At 63.2% G+C, this 21943-nt stretch carries 21 protein-coding genes; 8 read left to right on the forward strand and 13 right to left on the reverse strand.

Annotated features, from left to right (window positions below; translation table 11 throughout):
- Nucleotides 1–23 precede the first annotated feature (23 nt).
- Entirely contained in the window at nucleotides 24–1103 is a 1080-nt protein-coding gene (gene arsB, locus KVO92_RS02465) for an ACR3 family arsenite efflux transporter (RefSeq protein WP_217474099.1), read from the reverse strand.
- Between the two features lie 201 nt (nucleotides 1104–1304).
- Between arsB and KVO92_RS02470 the strand changes: the two genes are divergently transcribed.
- Genes KVO92_RS02470 through arsJ form a run of 5 tightly spaced genes read left to right on the forward strand, consistent with a single transcriptional unit; the run spans nucleotide 1305 to nucleotide 5051 of the window.
- Nucleotides 1305–1652 (forward strand): metalloregulator ArsR/SmtB family transcription factor, encoded by a 348-nt coding sequence (locus KVO92_RS02470; protein WP_217475407.1) that lies wholly within the window; start codon nucleotides 1305–1307, stop codon nucleotides 1650–1652.
- Between the two features lie 18 nt (nucleotides 1653–1670).
- Nucleotides 1671–2402, forward strand: coding sequence for an arsenical resistance protein ArsH (gene arsH / locus KVO92_RS02475; RefSeq protein ID WP_217474100.1), 732 nt, complete (start codon nucleotides 1671–1673; stop codon nucleotides 2400–2402).
- A 25-nt stretch (nucleotides 2403–2427) separates the two neighbouring features.
- On the forward strand, nucleotides 2428–2754 hold the full coding sequence (locus KVO92_RS02480; RefSeq protein WP_217474101.1) for a YnfA family protein: 327 nt from the start codon (nucleotides 2428–2430) through the stop codon (nucleotides 2752–2754).
- Between the two features lie 24 nt (nucleotides 2755–2778).
- On the forward strand, nucleotides 2779–3786 hold the full coding sequence (locus tag KVO92_RS02485; RefSeq protein ID WP_217474102.1) for an ArsJ-associated glyceraldehyde-3-phosphate dehydrogenase: 1008 nt from the start codon (nucleotides 2779–2781) through the stop codon (nucleotides 3784–3786).
- A gap of 32 nt (nucleotides 3787–3818) precedes the next feature.
- Nucleotides 3819–5051: an organoarsenical effux MFS transporter ArsJ gene (gene arsJ / locus KVO92_RS02490; RefSeq protein ID WP_217474103.1), complete on the forward strand. Its 1233-nt coding sequence runs from the start codon at nucleotides 3819–3821 to the stop codon at nucleotides 5049–5051.
- A gap of 61 nt (nucleotides 5052–5112) precedes the next feature.
- Here arsJ and KVO92_RS02495 read toward each other — a convergent pair whose 3' ends face one another.
- The 11 genes from KVO92_RS02495 to KVO92_RS22885 form a co-directional block, all read right to left on the reverse strand.
- Nucleotides 5113–6843 carry a PAS domain-containing hybrid sensor histidine kinase/response regulator gene (locus tag KVO92_RS02495; RefSeq protein ID WP_217474104.1) on the reverse strand — a complete coding sequence of 577 codons (1731 nt, stop codon included), beginning with the start codon at nucleotides 6841–6843 and terminating at the stop codon, nucleotides 5113–5115.
- Nucleotides 6827–7990: an alcohol dehydrogenase-like regulatory protein ErcA gene (gene ercA, locus KVO92_RS02500; RefSeq protein ID WP_217474105.1), complete on the reverse strand. Its 1164-nt coding sequence runs from the start codon at nucleotides 7988–7990 to the stop codon at nucleotides 6827–6829. The genes KVO92_RS02495 and ercA overlap by 17 nt, the downstream gene beginning before the upstream one ends.
- A 153-nt stretch (nucleotides 7991–8143) precedes the next feature.
- Nucleotides 8144–10042: an alpha/beta hydrolase family protein gene (locus tag KVO92_RS02505; protein WP_217474106.1), complete on the reverse strand. Its 1899-nt coding sequence runs from the start codon at nucleotides 10040–10042 to the stop codon at nucleotides 8144–8146.
- 41 nt (nucleotides 10043–10083) lie between these two features.
- Nucleotides 10084–11238: a pyrroloquinoline quinone biosynthesis protein PqqE gene (pqqE, locus tag KVO92_RS02510; RefSeq protein ID WP_217474107.1), complete on the reverse strand. Its 1155-nt coding sequence runs from the start codon at nucleotides 11236–11238 to the stop codon at nucleotides 10084–10086.
- Entirely contained in the window at nucleotides 11210–11488 is a 279-nt protein-coding gene (gene pqqD / locus KVO92_RS02515; protein ID WP_217474108.1) for a pyrroloquinoline quinone biosynthesis peptide chaperone PqqD, read from the reverse strand. The genes pqqE and pqqD overlap by 29 nt, the downstream gene beginning before the upstream one ends.
- 58 nt (nucleotides 11489–11546) lie before the next feature.
- A complete protein-coding gene (gene pqqC / locus KVO92_RS02520; protein WP_217474109.1) occupies nucleotides 11547–12299 on the reverse strand; it encodes a pyrroloquinoline-quinone synthase PqqC in 753 nt (250 codons plus the stop codon).
- A gap of 87 nt (nucleotides 12300–12386) precedes the next feature.
- Entirely contained in the window at nucleotides 12387–13298 is a 912-nt protein-coding gene (gene pqqB / locus KVO92_RS02525; RefSeq protein WP_217474110.1) for a pyrroloquinoline quinone biosynthesis protein PqqB, read from the reverse strand.
- A gap of 48 nt (nucleotides 13299–13346) precedes the next feature.
- Entirely contained in the window at nucleotides 13347–13418 is a 72-nt protein-coding gene (gene pqqA, locus KVO92_RS02530; protein ID WP_003253598.1) for a pyrroloquinoline quinone precursor peptide PqqA, read from the reverse strand.
- 138 nt (nucleotides 13419–13556) lie between these two features.
- Nucleotides 13557–14675, reverse strand: coding sequence for an NADH:flavin oxidoreductase (locus tag KVO92_RS02535; RefSeq protein ID WP_217474111.1), 1119 nt, complete (start codon nucleotides 14673–14675; stop codon nucleotides 13557–13559).
- A 235-nt stretch (nucleotides 14676–14910) separates the two neighbouring features.
- On the reverse strand, nucleotides 14911–16431 hold the full coding sequence (gene exaC, locus KVO92_RS02540) for an acetaldehyde dehydrogenase ExaC (protein WP_217474112.1): 1521 nt from the start codon (nucleotides 16429–16431) through the stop codon (nucleotides 14911–14913).
- Nucleotides 16432–16543: 112 nt separating this feature from the next.
- The gene (locus tag KVO92_RS22885) at nucleotides 16544–16816 is read right to left on the reverse strand and encodes a hypothetical protein (protein WP_217474113.1); all 273 of its coding nucleotides are present in this window, start codon (nucleotides 16814–16816) and stop codon (nucleotides 16544–16546) included.
- Here KVO92_RS22885 and KVO92_RS02550 point away from each other — a divergent pair.
- Entirely contained in the window at nucleotides 16806–17171 is a 366-nt protein-coding gene (locus KVO92_RS02550) for a hypothetical protein (protein WP_217474114.1), read from the forward strand. The genes KVO92_RS22885 and KVO92_RS02550 overlap by 11 nt on opposite strands.
- Nucleotides 17172–17200: 29 nt before the next feature.
- Here KVO92_RS02550 and KVO92_RS02555 read toward each other — a convergent pair whose 3' ends face one another.
- Entirely contained in the window at nucleotides 17201–18979 is a 1779-nt protein-coding gene (locus KVO92_RS02555; RefSeq protein ID WP_217474115.1) for a PQQ-dependent methanol/ethanol family dehydrogenase, read from the reverse strand.
- A 284-nt stretch (nucleotides 18980–19263) separates the two neighbouring features.
- Between KVO92_RS02555 and KVO92_RS02560 the strand changes: the two genes are divergently transcribed.
- Both KVO92_RS02560 and KVO92_RS02565 read left to right on the forward strand, forming a co-directional pair.
- Complete coding sequence (locus KVO92_RS02560; protein ID WP_217474116.1) at nucleotides 19264–20499, forward strand: ABC transporter substrate-binding protein; 1236 nt, start codon at nucleotides 19264–19266, stop codon at nucleotides 20497–20499.
- Between the two features lie 220 nt (nucleotides 20500–20719).
- Complete coding sequence (locus KVO92_RS02565; protein WP_217474117.1) at nucleotides 20720–21916, forward strand: MFS transporter; 1197 nt, start codon at nucleotides 20720–20722, stop codon at nucleotides 21914–21916.
- Nucleotides 21917–21943 lie beyond the last annotated feature (27 nt).

A 21943-nucleotide genomic window follows, 5' to 3' on the forward strand; every position in this document is an offset into this window, starting at 1 on the left:
GCGCGGAGTCGGCTCCCAACGCTTCAGGCGCGGGCCAATCCGCGGTCGTACCATTGACGGCTGCGGTTCACGATGCGAACCAGCCAGAGCATGACGGGCACTTCGATCAGCACACCGACCACCGTGGCCAACGCGGCGCCCGAATCGAAACCATAGAGCACGATTGCCACGGCCACGGCCAACTCGAAGAAGTTCGAGGCCCCGATCATCGCCGAGGGGCCGGCCACATCATGACGAACGCGCAATTGGCGGTTCAGCCAATAACCGAGACCGGCGATGAGCAAGGTTTGCAAGAAAATGGGCACTGCGAGCATGGCGATGATCAGGGGCTGCTCGACAATCGCCTCCCCCTGGAACGAAAACAGCAGCACCAGCGTGGCCAATAGCGCCAGGATGGAAAAGGGTGCGCTGCTGGCCAGTGCGGCTTGAAAGACCGCCTCGCCGCGCCGAAGCAGCAGTGTACGAATCACCTGAGCGATGGCCAGCGGGATCACGATGTACATCAGCACAGAGAGCAGCAGCGTATCCCAAGGCACGGGTATCGATGTAACGCCCAGCAGCAAGGCCACGATCGGCGCGAACGCGAACACCATCACCACGTCGTTCAACGCCACCTGGGTCAGGGTGAAGTTCGCATTACCGTGACAGAGGTTGCTCCAGACGAAGACCATCGCCGTGCAGGGTGCCGCACCCAGCAAAATCAGGCCGGCCATGTAGCTGTCTAGCTCCGCCGCGGGCAGCCAGGCGGCGAACAGATGCTTGATGAACAGCCAACCGAGCAATGCCATCGTGAAAGGCTTCACCGCCCAGTTGACGAATAAGGTGATGCTCATGCTCGCCCGCTGCGCATACACCTCGCGCAATGATGAGAAATCGATCTTCATCAACATCGGGACGATCATCACCCAGATCAGCAACCCGACCGGGATGTTCACATGGGCGAGTTCCAGCGCACCCACCGCCTGAGCGGTCGCCGGCGCATACAGCCCTAGCAGCGTTCCGGCGACGATGCAGAGCATCACCCAGAGCGTCAGGTAGCGCTCGAAGAAACCGATTGACGTACCGGCGACCGCTTTGCCGTCGGATTCACATTGGCTGGACATCTGGCCCCGTTCCTCTGCGTTGAATCGATAGTAAAAACATACGCTAAATTATATGTTTCAGAGGGTAAAGCGTGACCTATTGCCCCACCGCGCGGTAACGATCGTACCGCTGCGCAAACACGCGTCTGCGCAGTCAGAGCTTTACGCTATATATGGATTTCAATATATTCGGGCAAACGCATGTCTGAACGGATCCACCCCATGGTCGAGCACCTGACGCCCGTCACCGTCTTCAAATGTCTGGCAGACGAAACCCGTGCGCGGATCACCCTGCTCGTCGCCCGCGAAGGTGAGCTTTGTGTCTGCGAACTGACCTGTGCCTTGGCTGAAATCCAGCCGAAGGTGTCACGGCATCTGGCACAGCTGCGCAGCTGTGGGCTGCTGGCAGACCGACGCCAAGGGCAATGGGTCTACTACCGTCTCCATCCGCACCTGCCCGATTGGGTTCATCAGATGCTCGACCTCATTCTCGGCGCCAACAAGCATTGGCTCGCGGACAGCAGCCAGCGCTTGGACACCATGCGTAACCGACCGTCAGCCTGCAGCTGAACGCAACGAGGAAGCACCATGACCACTCCTGAATCGCATCAGGCCGAGCTGCCGAACCTCGACAGCGAGCTGTTTGCGCTACCCGACCTGGAACGGCTGGAATCCGCCCACGACCTGCCCCACCCGCCACGGATACTGTTGCTCTATGGCTCGAACCGCGAGCGCTCGTTCAGCCGTCTGCTGGTCGAGGAAGCCTCCCGTTTGCTGCGCGAGCTGGGCGCCGAGACGCGCATCTTCGATCCGTCGGGATTGCCATTGCCGGACGATGCACCGGACTCGCACCCTAAGGTAGCGGAGCTGCGCGAGCTGATGACCTGGTCGGAAGGACAGGTCTGGTGCTCTCCTGAGCGGCACGGCTCGATGAGTGCGGTATTCAAGGCACAGATCGACTGGGTACCACTGGCGCTCGGCGCCGTGCGCCCGACGCAAGGCAAGACGCTGGCGGTGATGCAGGTCTGTGGGGGCTCGCAGTCGTTCAACGTGGTCAACCAGCTTCGTGTACTGGGCCGTTGGATGCGCATGTTCACCATCCCCAATCAATCCTCGGTGCCCAAGGCCTTTCTCGAGTTCGATGACGCCGGGCGCATGAAGCCGTCCTCCTTCTACGACCGCCTGGTCGATGTGATGGAAGAGCTGATGAAGTTCACCCTGCTGCTGAGAGGCCGGCAGGACTATCTGGTCGATCGTTATTCGGAACGCAAGGAAACGGCCGAGGCGCTGTCCCGGCGCGTCAACCAGCGCTCGCTATAGCCGCAGATGACCCAGCGAGGATCGAATGCTGAAGACCTTTGCCCTGTTCGCCGCCACCGCCGTGGCCGAAATCCTCGGTTGCTACCTGCCCTATCTCTGGCTCAAGCAGGGCAAGAGCGTCTGGTTGCTCGTGCCAGCCGCGTTGTCCCTGGCCCTGTTCGCCTGGCTGTTGACCCTGCACCCGACCGCCGCCGGCCGCGTCTATGCCGCTTACGGCGGCGTCTATGTCGGCGTGGCGATGCTTTGGCTGTGGCTCGTCGACGGCGTCCGGCCGAGCCACTGGGATCTGCTCGGCTGCGCAGTTGCGCTGCTCGGCATGGCGATCATCATGTTCGCCCCGCGTACCAGCTGATTCTTTCACTTCGGAGTGACCGCAATGACCATCAAGATTGGCATCAATGGCTTCGGCCGCATCGGACGTTTGGCGCTTCGCGCCGCCTGGGGCTGGCCTGAAGCGGAATTCGTCCACATCAACGATCCGGCCGGCGACGCGGCGACCCATGCCCATCTGCTGAATTTCGACTCGGTCCACGGCCGCTGGGCGCACGAAGCAGGCAGCGAGGGTGATCAACTGATCATCGAGGGCAAGCGAATCCAGGTCACCGCCAACAAGACGATTGCCGAAACGGACTGGTCGGACTGCGATCTGGTCATTGAAGCCAGCGGCAAGATGAAGACGGTGGCGACCCTGCAGGCGTATCTGGACCAAGGCGTCAAACGCGTCGTGGTCAGCGCTCCGGTAAAGGAACCCGGCGCGCTCAACGTCGTCATGGGCGTCAACGACCAGCTGTTCGACCCGGCACAGCACCCCATCGTCACGGCCGCGTCCTGCACCACCAACTGCCTGGCGCCGGTCGTCAAGGTGATCCATGAGCATCTGGGGATACGCCACGGCTCGATCACCACCATCCATGACCTGACCAACACCCAAAGCATCCTCGATCAGCCCCACAAAGACCTGCGGCGCGCCCGCGCCTCGGGCATGAGCCTGATTCCCACCACCACCGGTTCGGCGACCGCGATCGCCGAGATCTTTCCCGAACTAAGGGGCAAGCTCAACGGCCATGCCGTGCGCGTGCCGCTGGCCAACGCCTCGCTGACCGACTGTGTTTTCGAGGTGGAACGCACCACCTCGGTCGACGAAGTCAACCAGCTACTGCTGGCGGCAGCGAGCGAGGGACCGCTCAAGGGCATCCTCGGCTATGAGGAGCGCCCACTGGTGTCGATCGACTACCGCACCGATCCGCGCTCTTCGATCATCGATGCGTTATCGACCATGGTCGTCAATGGCACCCAGGTAAAGCTCTACGCCTGGTATGACAACGAGTGGGGATACGCCAACCGGACGGTGGAACTGGCGCGCAAAGTCGGCCTGGCCGGCTGACCCCGGCCTCATCTCACAGCTGAGGATCGGTCATGCATGCCCTCTCCCGTCTGGCGCCCGAGGTGCGCCAGTACCTTCTGGTCACCGGCAACTACTGGGCGTTTACCCTGACTGACGGCGCCCTGCGCATGCTGGTCGTGCTGCACTTTCATGCGCTGGGCTACACGCCGTTGCAGATCGCGGCGCTGTTTCTGTTCTACGAAATATTCGGCGTAGTCACCAACCTGGTCGGCGGCTATCTGGGCGCGCGGCTGGGGCTCAACCGCACCATGAATATCGGCTTGGCCATGCAGGTCGTGGCATTGCTGATGCTGACGGTACCGGGCGCCTGGTTGACGATTCCCTGGGTGATGGGCGCGCAGGCACTGTCCGGCATCGCCAAGGACCTGAACAAAATGAGCGCCAAGAGTTCGATCAAGCTCCTGGTGCCGGATGCTCAGCAAAGCACCTTGTACCGTTGGGTTGCGCTGCTCACCGGATCGAAGAATGCCCTCAAGGGCGTTGGTTTCTTCCTCGGCGGAGCCTTGCTCGCCGGCATCGGCTTTCGCGGCGCGTTGCTCGCCATGGCGGCAGTGCTGACAGTGATCTGGATCGCCAGCCTGTGTTTGCTGAAAAAGGACCTGGGCAAGGCCAAGGCGAAACCTAAATTCCGCGAACTGCTGTCCAAAAGCCGCGCGATCAACGTGCTGTCTGCTGCTCGGTTGTTCCTGTTCGGTGCGCGAGACGTCTGGTTCGTGGTGGCGCTGCCGGTCTACCTGTCCGCCGTGTTCGGTTGGGACTTCTGGCAAGTCGGTGGGTTTCTCGCGCTTTGGGTAATCGGCTACGGACTGGTCCAGTCGCTGGCGCCGGCGATAACGGGCAAAACGCGTGGCCAGGTCCCGGACGGTCGCGCGGCCTGTGGCTGGGCACTACTGCTGGCCGGCTTGCCGGGTGCCATCGCGTTGGGACTGGGTACCGAGCTGGCGCCACAGGGCGTGTTGCTAGGTGGTCTGCTGGTATTCGGCGCGCTGTTTGCCGTGAACTCCTCGCTGCATAGCTATCTCATCGTTTCCTATGCCAAGGCCGACGGCGTATCACTGGATGTCGGCTTCTACTACATGTCTAACGCCCTGGGCCGGCTGCTCGGTACGTTGTTGTCCGGATGGGTCTACCAAGGCTATGGCCTGGAAGCCTGCCTCTGGATATCCAGTGCCTTCCTTCTGCTCGCTGCCGTGATCTCTATGGGTCTGCCGCGCCATTTGCAGGTACACCCTCGGACGGATTGACGAGAGCGCGGGGCCGACCATCGCCCCAGCACAATGTCCGCCGCGTTTCGGCGCGGAGCGCTTATTTCGCCGGTTGCGATCGAATAGCCGTTTCAGATCCGCTATTGCCGTTGGCGTGCAACGGCTTGCTACCGAGCAGATGACTCAGCACCGAGCGCATTTTTCCGGCTTTGACTGGCTTGTTCAGCACCGGTACGTCGAGCCCCTGCAGTTCCTTGCGACACTGGTCGCTGCGATCGGCAGTAATCATGACGACGGGTATCGGTTGCCCGAAGTACGCCCGTATCGCCGTCGCCACTTCCCAGCCTGTCACGCCGTGGTCAAGGTGGTAATCGGCCAGGATCACCTCCGGCGGCGAACCGTCCAGTGCGGCCATGGCCGCGTCCTGATCGACGGCGGTCAGTACATCGCAACCCCACTGCCCGAGCAACGCCGCCATGCTGTGCAGAATGCTCACTTCATTGTCGATGACCAGCAATCGCCGCCCGGGTAGCGGATCGCCCGGCCCGGGCATGGCGACCGGCGCCTCGGCCGGACGCTGTGTCGGCTTATCGGCGAGCGGCACGTCGATGCTGAAAACCGAGCCTCGCCCAAGCTGTGAACGTACCTGGACGTGGTAGCCGAGCATCGAGGCGATGCGATCGACAATGGCCAGGCCAAGTCCGACGCCCGCCCGCTCGGCCGCCCGTTGTACGCCCAGCTGGTTGAATTCGAGGAAGATCGCCTGCATCTGGTCGGCGGCAATCCCCTGGCCCGTGTCCCACACTTCGATCCGCAGGCTGTCGCCGCGTCGGCGCGCGCCCAGCAGCACGCGCCCCTGATCGGTGTATCGGCATGCGTTGCTGAGAAAATTGCGCAAGATGCGGGTCAGCAGACGAAAATCGCTGCGCAACGCGTACGCCGGTAGGTAGCAATCGAAGCCGAGCCCCTTCGCCTCGGCCACCGATTGGAATTCGGAGACCAGGGGCAACAGCACTTCATCGAGCCGATAGACATCGATATCCGGTTTGATCGCCTGTTGGTCCAGCTTGGAAATGTCCAGCAGATCGGTCAGCAGGTCTTCGGCGCCTTCGAGCGCCTGATGGGCGCGCTCGACGAGTGTCTGCTCGGCGGTCGGCAGCCCCCGCTCGCGCAGCGTCGAGATCAGCAGACGCGCCGCATTGAGCGGTTGCAGCAGATCATGGCTGGCGGCCGCCAGGTACTTGTCCTTGCTGTGGTTGGCCGCTTCGGCCGCATCGCGCGCCTTGCGCAACTCCAAGGTGCGATCGGCGACCCGTTGTTCCAGTTGCTCGTTGAGCTGCAACAGGCGCAGTTGCGCCAGTTTGCGCTCGGTGATGTCGGCGACGAACCCCTCGACCAGGCCCTCTTCGTCAGGCTTGAGCAGCAGGTTCATCATCACGTCCAGGGTGCTGCCGTCCTTTCGCCGTAGCCGGGTCTCATAGCCGAACAGTCCACGCTGAGTGGTCAGGATGTGGCGGATCTGCTTGAGCTCCTCGTCGCCACCGATGAACAGATGATGGGACAGATCGGTCAGCGTCCAGAGCGCTTCCTCCGGACTCTCATAGCCGAGCATGCGCGCCAGGGCGGGGTTGGCGGCCCGGATGCCCTCTTGCAGGCTGGCCTGGAAAATTCCATGCACCGCATGCTCGAACAGCCACTTGTAGCGGTTGCGTTCGGCCTCGAGCTCTTCGAGGCGAGCGACTAGCTCGGGGTAGTAGCTCTTGCGCGCCGAATGGCTGCCCAGGCCGAGCAGCCCGGCCAGCGCTTCGTCCTGTTCAGAGCGCTTCGGCATAGACGACTTCGACGTCCCGCTGGGTCGATGAGCGCGGGTTGGTCAGGATGCAGGGATCCTGCATCGCGTGCTGCGACAGGAACGGGATATCCGAGAGATCGACCCCATGCAGCCCCAGGGTTTCGTGGAAGCCGATGGCCTGCTTGATCGCAGCGAGATGCTGGACGAGCCGCTCGCGGATCTGCCGATGATTCAGGCCGCGGCAGTCGATCCCGAGGGTTTCGGCAACGACCTTGAAACGATCCGGCGCCGCATCGTAGTTGAAGGCCACCACGTGCTCGACCAGCACGGCATTGCACAAGCCATGGGGCAAATCCAGGTAGCCACCGAGGCTGTGCGACATCGCGTGCACCGCACCGAGAATGGCGTTGGAGAACGCCAGACCGGCCTGCATGCTGCCGAGCATGATTTTCTCGCGTAGCTGGATGTCGGCAGGATTGGCGATCATCTGTACAAGATGCCCGTTGATCAGCCGCATCGCCTCGAGCGCATGGGGGTCGGTCAAAGGCCCGTGGCCGGTCGAGACGAACGCCTCGATCGCATGCACCAACGCATCGATACCGGTACAGGCCGAAAGAAACGGATCCATGCTGAGCGTCGTTTCCGGATCGATCAGCGACACGTCGGGCACGGCGCCCTTGCTGACGATGGAGAACTTCATGCGCTCTTCCTGGTTGGAAATGATCACGAACTGCGAGACGTCCGCCGAGGTACCGGCGGTGGTCGGGATCAAGATCAACGGTGGGCTCGGCACCCGCAAGGTGTCGACGCCTTCGAACTCGATGATGCTGCGCCCGTGAGCCACCGCGATGCCGATACCCTTGGCGCAATCCATCGGGCTGCCGCCGCCGACCGCCACGATGACGTTGCACCCTTCGCTGCGATAGACCTCGGCGCCCAGCATCACCTCTTCAGCGCGAGGGTTGGCCGATACCTGGGTGAACAGGTGATAGTCGATATCCAAATCGCTCAGGCTGGCCTGAACATCACCGACCCAGCCGGCGGCTAGCACGCCCGGGTCCGACACCAGCAGCACTTTGCGTGCACCGAAATTCTTCGCATAGTTGCCGACGCTGTGGCGGCATCCTGCGCCGAATATGATCTCTGGCGAGACGAACTTACGCTGCAGGCTAAGGTTTGGGCTCATACAACGGCCTTCGTAATTATTTGTTACCGGTGCCAAGCCTACTGCTTTATGCAATCAAAGCAATTGGCAAAAAGGTGCAGCCTGGGGCGGCCGGGCAAGTCTACAGGTTCGCAGGCGAAACCGGTGGTTGCGCAGTGCCGGCCAGGACGAACGCTAGCCGAGCAGGCGTTGATAAAAACGATACTCGCGCTCAAGCGCATCGGCGAGGTTGGCCGCTTGTCGGAAGCCGTGGCGCTCCTGCGGGTAGAGACGGTACTCCACCGCGACGCCTTGCCGTTCCAGGGCCGCGACCATGGATTCGGTCTGCGCGGGCAATACCACCGCATCCTTGCCACCCTGGAAGAAGATCACCGGCACCTTGATCCACTCGGCATTGCTCAGCGGCGCGCGCTGGCGGAAGCGGTCAGGCTGCTGGACGGGATCACCGATCAACCAGTCCAGGTAATCCGCCTCGAATTTGTGGGTGACTCGGCGCAGGGCAAGCGGATCGCTGACGCCATAGAGGCTGGCGCCGCCCCTGAACCCGGCATCTGACATCAATGCGCAAAGGGCGGTAAAGCCACCGGCACTGGATCCGCGAATGAAGGTGCGGGCCGGATCGATCTGACCGCTCGCGTTCAGCGCCCGAACCAAGGCCGCGGCATCCTCGACGTCGACCACACCCCACTGGTGCTTCAAGCGCTGACGATAGGCCCGGCCAAAGCCGCTGCTGCCCCGATAGTTCAGGTCGGCAACGGCGAAGCCGCGCTGGGTCCAGTACTGAATTCGTGGGTCGAACACCGGGTAGCAGGCAGACGTCGGCCCGCCATGCAGGAAGACAACCAGCGGCGGCTTCTCCCCCATCAGGCTTCGGCAATTAGCGTTGCTCGGGGGGTAGAAGAAGGCGTGAGCTGTTTCGTCATTGGCCGTGGCGAAGCTGAACGGCTGCGGCCTCGACAGCTGCTCGGCCGGCAGCGGCTCAGCGCCACCGGCGATGATCTGGACTCGCCCCGTACGCCGCGCGATAGCCAGCACAGCGGGCACTCGATTGGCTGCGCCGGCGACGCAGTAAAAATGATGATCGTCAGCGGCAAGTTGCCGGCAACGGTCGTACTCGAGGGCCAACTGCCGCGCCTGGCCGTCGCCACGGCACTCGAACAGCAGGCCATAGCCGTCGATCATGCGGGTCAGCAGCAGGTCGCTGTCGCCCAAAGGCAGGTAGCTGACAGTTCCGAGCTGCCAAGGCGCCGGTGCATGGTCGTAGGGAGATTGCGGCAGGCCGTCTGCCGCAGCAAATGCCGGGACCAGCTGGCCGCCCTCCTCGCGCCAGGGTTGCCACCAGCCGGCCCTGTCACTCAGGCAATAGAGCGTGCCGTCGGCGGCAAACCGCGGTTGTTGCAGGGATTCGCCACCCTCCGCGCCGGCCAGGCAGCGTGGCGGCAGCCACGCACCATCGTCGCCTCGTTCAGCCATCCACAGGCTGGTCGACGTCCATGGCTGCTCGGGTCGTTGCCACTGAATCCACGCCATCCGCCGGGATTGGGCATCGATGACTGCGCTCGAATAGAAGTCGGCGCCTTCGCCGAGCACCCTGCGCGTGCCATCGACCGTCGAAAAGCTGACCAGCCGGTGCACGACAGGCGCTGCCGCGTGGCTTTCTTCTACCGCCGTCAGGGTCGATTTGAGCGGATCGAATTGCAAGTCGCCGTAGCGGCAGTCAGGTCGATCGGTCAGCGCGACAGGTTCGGCGAACCGGCCGTCCTCGAAAGTTTGCAGGTAGATCTGCTGGTCCGCTTCATCGACGAAGGCGACACCTTGCGCCGTTACGCAGAAGGCACCGCCGCCGTACTCGTACACCCGGCTGCGCAGCGAGCGACCGGCAGGCGTCGCACACGTGGCCTGGCCGTCACGCCAGTGCCACAGCGTGCAGCGTGCGTCCGTCGGGTCGTATTCGATCCAGAACAGCCCGTCGTGGCCTGTACGGATCTCCGCGAAGTCACGGCTTGCCGAGGCTGCATTTTCGGCACTCCAATCGCTGGGCCAGAAGCCGAACGGTGTAACGGTCTTGGTCATCGTGATCGCGCTCGACAGCAATAAGCTCGGGTCGAGCAACCTTACACCTTGAGGATCAGTTTCGACGCCCTCTCGTTGCGGAAGGTCAGTTCGTCCAGTCCGCGCGGAGACTGCTCGGCCTCGGTACGTGCCGCGAGGATCTTGCCGTGGTGAGCCGACTTGCTGCACACCGGGTCCGCATTGCCCGCATCGCCCGTCAGCATGAAGGCCTGGCAACGGCAGCCGCCGAAGTCTTTCTCCTTCTCGTCACATGACTGGCACGGCTCGGGCATCCAGTCGAAACCGCGAAACTTGTTGAAGCCCATCGAGTGCTTCCAGATCTGCTCGATGCTCTGCTCGCGTACGTTTGGAAAGCTGATCGGTAGCTGGCGCGCACTGTGGCAAGGCAGCGCCGTGCCGTCCGGCGTGATATCGAGGAACAGGTTGCCCCAGCCGTTCATGCAGCCCTTGGGGCGCTCTTCGTAGTAGTCGGGCGTGACGAAGATCAGTTTGCACGGATGATTCTCGGCAGCGAGCTTGTCGCGCCACTCATTGGTGATCCGCTCGGCACGCACCAATTGCGCCTTGCTCGGCAGCAATCCGGCGCGATTGAGCTCAGCCCAGCCGTAGAACTGGCAGGTGGCAAGCTCGACGAAGTCGGCCTCGAGTTCCAGGCAGAGCTGGATGATGCGGTCGATGTTGTCGATGTTGTGCCGGTGGGTCACGAAGTTGAGCACCATCGGATAGCCGTGCGCCTTCACCGCTCGCGCCATGGCGAGCTTCTGCGCGAAGGCCTTCTGCGAACCGGCGAGCAGGTTGTTCACCTCCTCGTCCGCGGCCTGGAAACTGATCTGGATATGATCAAGCCCGGCCTCGGCGAACGAGGCGATCTTTTCTTCGGTCAGGCCGATGCCCGAAGTGATGAGATTGGTGTAATAGCCCAGCTCACGCGCGGCCTTGATCAGCTCGGCCAGGTCCTGGCGAACCAGGGGCTCGCCACCGGAAAACCCCAGCTGCGCCGCGCCCAGCTCACGAGCCTGACGGAACACCTCGATCCATTGCGCGGTGGTCAGTTCATCATGGCTGCGGGCGAAGTCCAGCGGGTTGGAGCAATACGGACACTGCAGCGGGCAGCGGTAGGTGAGCTCGGCCAGCAGCCACAGCGGCGGGCCAGCTTCGAAACCCGGTTTAGCGAAGCTCGATCCAGAACCGTTCAACGGCTACCTCCAGGAACGCAGTGATGTCTTCCTCGATTCCTTCGGCATCGGGAAACCGGCTCTGCAGATCGGCGACGATGTTGCCGACCGTGCGCGTGCCATCCACTTCGCCAAGGACCGCCGACGCGCTCTCGTTGAGCTTGATCATGCCCTCGGGGTAAAGCAGGACATGGCAGTTTTGCGCCGGCTCCCATTGGTAACGAAAGCCGCGGCGAAAGGCTGGGATTTGCGTCAGTTGGATATCGCTCATGTTCTCTGTCTCGCCTCGGGCAGACGATGGCCTGCCAGTGGTGGTTCGTGAGCTACCGTCAGAAGGTGATGCCCGTGTGCCAGACGCGCTCGTTCGTAACCGTATGGTACGGCGGGCGGTCCAGTTCGTAGGCCATGCTCATGGCATCGAGCATGCTCCACAACACGTCCAGTTTGAACTGAAGAATGTTCAGCATGCGCTCCTGGCTTTCCCGGGTCGTGTAATGCTCGAGGGTAATGCGCAGCCCATGCTCGACATCGCGGCGGGCTTCCTTCAGGCGCTTGCGGAAATAGTCATAGCCGGACGCATCGATCCACGGGTAGTGCTGCGGCCAGGCGTCCAGGCGGGACTGATGGATGGTCGGTGCGAACAGTTCGGTGAGCGAGCTGCTGGCCGCTTCCTGCCAGACCGCACGGCGCGCGAAATTGACGTAGGCATCCACGGCAAAGCGCACGCCCGGCAGCACCAACTCCTGCGACAGAACCTGCTCGCGGTCGAGCCCCACCGACTCTGCCAGACGCAGCCAGGCCTCGATGCCGCCCTCCTCGCCGGGCCTGCCGTCGTGGTCGATGATGCGCTGTACCCACTCGCGCCGCGTCTCGCGATCCGGGCAGTTGGCCATGATCGCCGCGTCCTTCACCGGGATGCAGACCTGATAGTAGAAGCGGTTCGCGACCCAGCCCTGGATCTGCGCTCGGGTCGAGCGGCCTTCGTACATCGCTCGATGGAACGGGTGGTGGATATGGTAATAGTCGCCCTTGGCGCGAAGCGCCGCTTCGAACTCGGCGGGGGTCATGGCTGGCTGAGTCATAGAGTTTCCTTACGGTGATAGCGGGCGGCTGTCGAGGCGGTCTGGCTGCGTGTGACGGCGATACCGGTAGGCTCGGCGAGGCGTCTGTTAGAGCTCGATGCTCATGCCATCGAACGACACCTCGATCCCATGTCGGTCGAGCTCGGCGCGCTCGACCGAATCCTCATCGAGGATCGGATTGGTGTTGTTGATGTGGATGAGGATCTTGCGGCTGGCCGGCATGCCATCGAGCACCTCGATCATGCCGCCAGGCCCGCTCTGTTGCAGATGACCCATCTCTGAGCCCAGCTTGGTGCCGACCTCACGCACCAACATTTCGTCGTCGCGCCAGAGCGTGCCGTCGACCAACAGGCAATCGGCGCCGCGCATCAACTCCAGCAATTCCGGGCTGACCTTGCCGAGGCCGGGCGCGTAGAACAGCTTGCCGCCGGTGTTGCGGTCCTCGATCAGCAGGCCGATGTTGTCCCCAGGATGCGGGTCGTTACGGTGCGGCGAATACGGCGGTGCCGAGCTGCGCAGCGGGATCGGCGTGATCTCGAGGTTCGGACAGGTCGGGATGCGGAAGCTGCCTTCCAGTGCAATCGGGTGCCAACGCAGGCCGCCGTTCCAGTGTTCGAGCATGTTGAACAGCGGGAAACCGGTGGTGAGGTCCTGATGGACCATCTCGGTACACCAGACTTCATGCGGGCAGCCTTCTCGCAGGGTCAGCAGCCCGGTGGTGTGATCGATCTGGCTGTCCAGCAGAATGATGGCGCCGATCGCGGTGTCACGCGGTGCCCGCGCCGGTTGCAGCTTGGGAAACGATTCGAGCTGCGCGCGGATATCCGGCGAGGCGTTGCACAGAATCCAGTCCTCGCCGTTGTCGCTGATGGCGATCGACGACTGGGTGCGCGCCTGGGCACGTAGTGTGCCGGCCCGCAGCCCGGCGCAGTTGGCACAGTTGCAGTTCCATTGTGGAAAGCCGCCGCCAGCAGCCGAACCGAGGATCTGGATGAACATGGGCAGCTCCCAAAAAACGGAGCCCCGACCGGGGCCGGGGCTGAACAATCAGCGATTGGCGAAGTACATGGTGACTTCGAAACCGATGCGCAGGTCGGTGAAAGCAGGTTTGGTCCACATGGTTCGATTCCTCTTGTTATGGTTGGCGGGTTATCCCGACGACTCATTAAGCACCCCTTTCCGCCAAAAGCAGAATGGTACTTTGGAAGGAGACCGCGCCCTGCGTTGGTAGTGCCCGTTCATCGTCAGCAGTCACGCCTATCGTTGCCGCGTGGCCGGGCGATCGTTCGTGCCTCGCCAGGCCAGCTCGTTGGTGAGCGTGGCCATGGGGGAAAACATGTCGTAACTGAATGCCGACATCTGGTCGCCTTGCTGGGCGCGCAGCGGCCAGTCGTGATTGGCCAGCGCGGCCTTGCCAACCGCAACGAGATCCAGCTCCTGGTCGTCCAGCAGCGTCTGCGCCTGCTCGCGGGTGCTCACGCCACCGTTACCAATGACCGGAATCGACACCGTGGCCTTGGCAATGGCCGACAACGTCGGGCCTTCACCGAACGCGGGCGCGCCGACGTCGTATTCGGTGATGTGCAGGTAGTCCAGTCCGGCTTCGGCAAGGGTCGCGAAGCGGATCCTGGCTGCCTCTACCCCGCCATCCCATTTCAGCCGGCTCGCCGTGACCATCCCTTGGGACAGCCGCATCCCGACGAGAAACTGCCCACCGACTGCCTCGCGCACCGCCCTGATCACCGCCAGCGGCAACGCCAGCCGAGCCTTGAAATCGCCGCCCCAGCGATCGGTGCGCTGGTTGAACTCGGCGCTCATGAATTCGTGCAGCAGATAGCCATTGGCGCCGTGAAGCTCGACACCGTCGAAGCCGGCATCCCGTGCGTGCCGGGCGGCCTGGACGAACCCTGCAATGGCTTGCTCGATATCCTCCTCGGTCATCTCGGCGGGCGTCGCGTACGGGCCTTCGCCGCCATAGAAGCTCAACTGTTCGCCACCCGGTTGTACCGCTGAAGGTGCCACGTGGCGGGCGTGGTGAATGTTGCCCTGGGTCTGGGCGCCGCCGTGCATGAGCTGCGCGACGAATGAGGCACCGGCCTCGTGCACGGCTTCGACGATCGGTTTCCAGCTGTCACGCTGGACTTCGGTCGCCAGCCCCGGCTGATTGAAATAGCCCTGGCTGTAGGCCGTATCGGTGTAGGTTCCTTCGGTGATCAGCAGCGCGAAACCACCTTCGGCGAACGCCTGGTAGTAATCGCGCATCAGCTCATTGGCCGTCCCGTCCGGTTCGGCGCTGACGCGCGTCATCGGTGCCAGCACGGTGCGATTGCGCAAGCTCAGGTGCTTGAGCGAGAAGGGTTCGAACAGCTGGGGCATAAGCTTTTCCTCATGACGGGGCATTTCCGAATCTGAGGGGCATTAGCACAGCGGAGTTCGGCGGGCGCGATGGCTGGTTCGGCGCGAACAAAAAAAAACGCGGCCTGACGGCCGCGCTGCGTTGACGAACCACGACGGCATTCAGCCAGTCGATGGTCCCGCACTCAGGGGTGCGAGCAAATCCTGCCGGCGCGCTGGAGCGAACGCGCCGGGTCCAACGAGTGACGATGCCAACTTAGAAGAAGCCCAGCGGGTTGATGTCGTAGCTGATCAGCAGGTTCTTGGTCTGCTGATAGTGGTCGAGCATCATCTTGTGGGTTTCACGGCCGACGCCGGACTTCTTGTAGCCACCGAACGCGGCATGCGCCGGGTACAGGTGGTAGCAGTTGGTCCAGACGCGCCCGGCCTTGATGCCACGGCCCATGCGATAGGCGCGGTTGATGTCGCGGGTCCAGACGCCAGCGCCCAGGCCGAACTCGGTGTCGTTGGCAATCGCCAGAGCTTCAGCCTCGTCCTTGAACGTCGCAACACCGACCACCGGCCCGAAGATCTCTTCCTGGAACACGCGCATCTTGTTGTGGCCCTTGATCAGGGTCGGCTGCACGTAGTAACCGGTCGCCAGGCTGCCCTCGAGCTTCTCGGCGGCGCCGCCGGTGAGGATCTGCGCACCCTCCTGCTGGGCGATCTCCATGTAGGAAAGGATCTTGTCGAACTGTTGCTCGGACGCCTGGGCGCCGACCATGGTGTCGGTATCCAGCGGGTTGCCACGCTTGATCGCCTTGATCTTCTTCATCACCACTTCCATGAAGGGCTCGAAGATCGATTCCTGAATCAGTGCGCGCGACGGGCAGGTGCAGACTTCGCCCTGGTTGAAGAACGCTAGCACCAGACCTTCGGCGGCTTTTTCGATGAAGGCCGGCTCGGCGTTCATGATGTCTTCGAAGAAGATGTTCGGGCTCTTGCCGCCCAGTTCCACGGTGCTCGGGATGATGTTCTCGGCAGCGCAACGCATGATGTGCGAGCCGACCGGAGTCGAGCCGGTGAAGGCAATCTTGGCGATACGGGTGTTGGTGGCGAGTGCCTGCCCCGCTTCCTTGCCGAAGCCCTGGACGATGTTCAGCACGCCGGCCGGCAGCAGGTCAGCGATGATTTCAGCCAGGACCATGATCGACAGCGGGGTCTGCTCGGCGGGCTTGAGCACCACGCAGTTGCCGGCGGCCAGCGCCGGAGCCAGCTTCCACGCAGCCATCAGCAGCGGGAAGTTCCACGGGATGATCTGCCCGACCACGCCCAGCGGCTCGTGGAAGTGATAGGCCGCGGTGTGCTCGTTGATCTCGGCAGCGCTGCCTTCCTGGGCGCGGATGCAGCCGGCGAAGTAACGGAAGTGGTCGGCGGCCAGCGGCACGTCGGCGTTCAGGGTTTCACGCACGGCCTTGCCGTTGTCCCAGGTCTCGGCAATGGCGAGCTTTTCCAGGTTGGCTTCGATGCGGTCGGCGATCTTCAGCAGGATCAGGGCGCGATCCTGGACGGCAGTCTTGCCCCAGGCATCAGCGGCGGCGTGAGCGGCATCCAGCGCCTTCTCCACATCTTCGGCGCCCGAACGCGGGAATTCGGCGATGACTTCACCATTGACCGGCGAGGTGTTGACGAAGTACTCGCCCTTGACCGGCGGGACGAATTCACCGCCGATGAAGTTGCCATAGCGTGGCTTGAAGGAAATGACGGAGCCTTCCGTACCGGGTTGGGCGTAGATCATGAGCGGCCTCTCCAATGTTCTGCTTATCGAGCCTGACCGGGGGTGGACAGGGCATGGAACGATATTAGGCAGCCTGGCAGGTCAGCCGGAATGCACCCAAGGGACCGATGCGTTACTCATTTGGTAGTAGATGCCAGCGCACGACGCAGCCCGCGAGCAGCGGGCGCTGCAAGCAAAAAGCCCGCCTCATAACAAGCGAAAAAACCGCCAGCTTAAGCCTCGATCGACGCACCTCGCCGAAGCCGAACGTTATGGCCTTCATCATCTGGCGGGACATGCCGCCATCGGTGGCGTACGCGCCAGCCTGTACAACGCCATGCCGCTCGAGGGCGTGAATCGACTGACGGCATTCATGGCCCATTTCGAGCGCATCCATGGCTGGCATGACTGATCTCCACGCGTTGCGCAAGGGGCTGGCATTACAGCTGGCATCAGGTTATGTCGGGATGGCGTGCCGCATGCCCCACCGTGCGATTCATCGGCCGGTGATGGCGATGAGTGTGCAGTTCCCCTCGCCGCTGGGCATCGCAGCCGGGTTCGATCGCGAGGGTCGTCTCGGCCGACGGGTCGCGGTGCTGCTTCGCGATCAGCAGCACCGGTTGAACCAGGCGGGCAAGCAGCGAGTGCCGCTGGTCGCGAAGCTGCGTTGCGTGCCGGGACAGATCCCCTTTGCGCTGGCGGCGCTGCTGCTGGAGTTGGGCTTCGACGGGTTGCTGACGCAAGAAAAAGGCCGGCTATAAAAGCCGGCCTTTCGTTTGGCGCTTGGTGATCAACGCTTGGCGACGACCTGGTCCTTCGGCAGCTTGAAGGTCCAGACCATACCGCCCTGGTTGAAGTCCTTGATGCGCTTGGCCACTTCGCCACCCCACAGCGGCACCGCACCGCCCCAACCGGACAGAACGGAGACGTACTGCTCGCCGTCCATTTCCCAGGTGATGGGCGAGCCGATCACGCCGGAACCGGTGTTGAACTCGTAGAGTTTCTTGCCGGTCTTGGCGTCGAAGGCCATCAGGTAGCCTTCCGGGTTACCGGTGAAGACCAGGTTACCCTTGGTCGCCAGCACACCACCCCAGAGCGGCGCGTAGTTCTTGTAGCGCCAGACTTCCTTGCCGGTCTTCGGATCGATGGCGCGCAGCACGCCGATGTATTCCTCGTTCAGCGGATGGATGGTGAAGCCGGCACCCAGGTAGGCCGCGCCTTTCTTGTAGGCAACGCCTTCGTTCCAGATGTCCATGCCCCACTCGTTGGACGGCACGTAGAACAGCCCGGTGTCCTGGCTGTAGGCCATCGGCATCCAGTTCTTGCCACCGAGGAACGACGGCGCGACGAAGACCGACTTGCCCTTGTCCGCATCACCCGGCGCGCCAGGACGGTTGGCATCGTCGTAGACCGGACGGCCATCTTTGTCCAGGCCCTTGGCCCAGGTGATCTTGTCAACGAACGGGAAGCCACGGATGAACTTGCCGTTGGTGCGGTCGAGCACGTAGAAGAAGCCGTTACGGTCGGCGGTGCCCGCAGCCTTGATGGTCTTGCCACCGTCCTGATAATCGAAGGACACCAGCTCGTTCACGCCGTCGAAGTCCCAACCGTCATGCGGGGTGGACTGGAAGTGCCACTTGATCGAGCCATCGTTCGGGTCCAGCGCCAGGCGGGACGACGAGAACAGGTTGTCGCCGGGACGCAGGTGCGAGTTCCAGGGCGACGGGTTACCGGTGCCGAACAGCAGCGAGTCGGTATCCGGATCGTAGTAGCCGCCCAGCCAGGGCGCGGCACCACCGGTCTTCCACAGGTCACCCGGCCAGGTCTTGCCGGGCTGGCCGCCGGAGATGCCGTTCTCGACCTTCTTGCCGTCCTTCATCACGTAGCCCATGTGGCCTTCGACGGTCGGACGGGTCCAGAGCAGCTCGCCGTTCTTGGCATCGAATGCCTGGATCATGCCGACGACACCGAATTCGCCCCCGGCCAGGCCGGTGATGACCTTGCCTTTAACGACCAGCGGCGCGGCGGAAATCGAGTAGCCGGCCTTGTAGTCAGCAACGGTTTTCTTCCAGACGACCTTGCCGGTGTCCTTGTTCAGCGCGACCAGCTTGGCGTCGAGGGTGCCGAAGATCACCAGGTCGTCATACAGCGCCACGCCACGGTTGATCACGTCACAGCACGGCATAATGCCGTCGGGCAGGCGCGCATCGTACTGCCAGAGTTCCTTGCCGGTACGGGCGTCCACGGCGAAGACACGGGAATAGGAACCGGTCAGGTACATCACGCCGTCTTTGACCAGCGGCTGTGCTTCCTGGCCACGCTGCTTCTCACCGCCGAGGGAGAAACCCCAGACCGGACGCAGTTGGCTGACGTTCTCGGTGTTCAGTTTGTCCAGTTGGCTGTAGCGCTGCCCTTGCAGGCCCAGGCCGTTGGTCACGATCTGATCGGTGGACTTGGCGTCATTGAGAATGTCCTGATCAGTGACTGCCCAAGCCGACACGCTGGACATCGCCATGGCGGCGCATAGCGCGGTCAGGGCGAAGGGCTTGCGAAGACCGGTGTGCTTCATTGCGGCTACCTCTACGGGTTCATTGTTATCGTCGCCGGGAAGTTTTCCCGGTCTGCTGCCGATTCTTCGTTGCAGGCCCTTTGCCAACAATTGCACGCAGTACCGATTTTCCTACTCCCTTGGTAGCAATACCCCCATGCAGGGCGCGCCAATCCAGCGTTAGAGGTCCTTTGCCGAGCGCAACCCGACACCGAAGTCGCAGCCCGGGGGCCCGAAAAGACAATTTCTCGCGGCGACGACTGCCCGTAAAAAAACACTCCCCCTCGCTCACAAGGACATGAGCCATGCTTCGTCCCGTTTTCCTCACCCTGCTATTGGTATTGACGGCAGACAGTCACGCGGCCTCCGCGATTCGCATCGGCCTGAACTACCCCAGCACCGGCAATTACAAGAGCGAAGGCCTGGAGTTACGGCGCGGCGCCCTGCTCGCCCTCGAGGCCATCAACCGTGACGGCGGCGTGCTCGGCAGGCCGCTGGAGTTGGTCAGTCACAACACGGCGGCGCGCGATGAAAAGGCTCGCGCCAATATCGATCGATTCGTCGAGCAAGGCGTGTCCATGGCGTTCGGCGGCGCCACCAGCGAGGAAGCCATCGCCGCCGGACAACGGGCGCGCGAGCTCGGTCTGCTGTTCTTCCCGACGCTGGCCTACGCCAACTCCATCACCGGCCGCGACGGGCAACGCTACCTATTCCGCGAAACCAACAGCGCCTGGATGAGCGCACGCGTGCTGGGCGAGTACCTCAGCTGGCACCTGCCCAACCGCCGTTATCACTACATCTGCCTCGATGACAGCTGGGGCCAAAGCATGGAGCAGGCGCTGCGCGAAGCCACCCGCAGCCGCGACCGTGCGCGCCACGGCTTCAGCCGCGTCAGCGTCAGGGGCGCGCGGCACGAGGAATACCTCGCCGCCTTGAACAAGGCGGCCGCCAGCAACGCCGACGTGCTGGTTGTCGTGCTGCTCGGACAGGACCTGGTGCAGATGATGCGTCTCGTGCACGATATGCGGCTCGACCGGAGAATGCAGATCATCGTGCCCAACCTGACCAGCAGCATCGTCGAACAAGCCGGCCCGCAGGTCATGGAGTATGTCATCGGCACCACCGCCTGGACCTGGCAGGTGCCCGCGCTGGTCAAGAGCGCTGATGGCCAGGCTTTCGTCGACGCCTACATCGCTGAGCATCAACGCTACCCGGACAGCACCACCGCCTCGGCCTACAGCATCGTTCGGGAGTGGGCTGCAGCCGTTCAGCGAGCCGGGAGTCTGGACAGCGAAAAGATCATTGGCGCGCTGGAGGAACACCATTACAGCCTGCTCAAGGACGACCAGTACTGGCGCGGCTTCGACCATCAGAACGTCCAGAGCATCTATGCCGTGCGGGTCCGTTCGCGCAGCGACATCATGCAGGACCGGTTCAAGCAGGACTATTTCAGCATCATCCACCGCATGGTCGGCGAGGAAGCGGCGCCCAGCCGTGACGATTGGCTCGAGGAGCGCGGCGACGACCCAATCCTGCGATAATCGCCGGCCTGTCGTGCCGTGTACCTTCAAGCTCCGCCTCTTTTCAGCGTCAGCAGGCCCAGCGGGCGCTGACGCTCTTTCGTTTTTGCAGGCGATCGCTGCCGCACCGAACCGCGGTCGAGGCGATGCCTGAGCGCAGCACCGCGCAGCGCTGTGGTGCCGTGACGAGGCGCGGGCGAGCGGTATCGGCAGGTCCCGATCATTTGCCGCAGGATGAGCAATGAAGCAACGATGGCCAGCGTTTCCCTGGGTCTGTTTCGCCATGTGTGTCGGCGTCATGGGCACCGCGCTGATTTCCCCGCTCTACCCGCTCTATCAACAGGCCTGGCAGCTGCGCACCAGCGATGTATCGCTGATCTACGTGCTGTACATGCTGGGCGCGCTGGCAGGGCTGCTGTTCATGGGCCGGCTGTCCGACACGCTGGGGTTCCACCGCGTGATGCTGGCGGGCCTGCTGCTCGGCTGGGCTGGCACCTTGCTGACCATGTTGGCGTGGAACCTGCCCAGCCTGAACGTCGGACGTATCGCCGTCGGGCTCGCCTCGAGCCTGATCGTGACCAGCGCCTCCGTGGGGCTAGTGCAGATTTCCCGCGACGGCGCGTCGCAACGCATCTCTACGCTCACCAGTTTTCTGCTCGCCTTCGGCTTCGGGCTCGGGCCCCTGACCGGAGGGATTATCGGCCAGTGGGTCGCCGACCCTCTGCTAACCGCTTATCTGCCGTCACTGGGGCTCGGTGTGCTGGCCGTCTACGCACTGCTGCGGCTGGATCTGGGAAAAACCGCCGCAGGTCCGGGTGCCGCGCTCGGCTGGCGCACCTTCACCCCGCGCCTGGCCTGGGCGCGACGCAGCGATTCGCAGGCCTTCCTGCTGACCTGCGCCTGCCCGTTCTTCGCTTTCGGCGTGTTCGGGCTCTACGCGTCCATGGCGCCGTTGTTCCTGAAGAAGATGCTGCCGTGGCACGGGCCGGTGGTCAGCGGGACCTCGATCGGCGTGATTCTGCTCACCTCGGCCATGGTGCAGCTCGCCTGCGCGCGGCTGCCGCTGCGCTGGGGCGGCCTGCTCGGCCTGCTGGCGGTGGTGCTCAGCAACGCCATGCTGGTGCTCAATTTCAGCCTCGGTTCGACCCTGGTCTTCATCATCGGCGTCTGCGCCGCGGCCACCGGTCATGGCCTGTGCCTGTTGGCCGGCATCAGCATGGTCAACCGCATCGCCAGCCCGGCCGAGCGGTCCGGGTTGATCTCGACGTACCTGGTGTGCGGCTACGTTGGCAGCATCGTGCCGCTGCTCGGGGTCGGCTGGGTGGCCGACCACTACGGCCTGCCGGTGGCGGTAACGTCGCTGGGATTAGCTGTGATGGCGATCGCCACGCCGCAGGCCCTGTGGTTCTTCGTGCATCCGCGGATGCGCGCCAGCTGAGCCGCGCCCGAAAGGTGTCGGAAACGA

This window comes from Stutzerimonas stutzeri, assembly GCF_019090095.1.
Classification (GTDB): domain Bacteria; phylum Pseudomonadota; class Gammaproteobacteria; order Pseudomonadales; family Pseudomonadaceae; genus Stutzerimonas; species Stutzerimonas stutzeri_AN.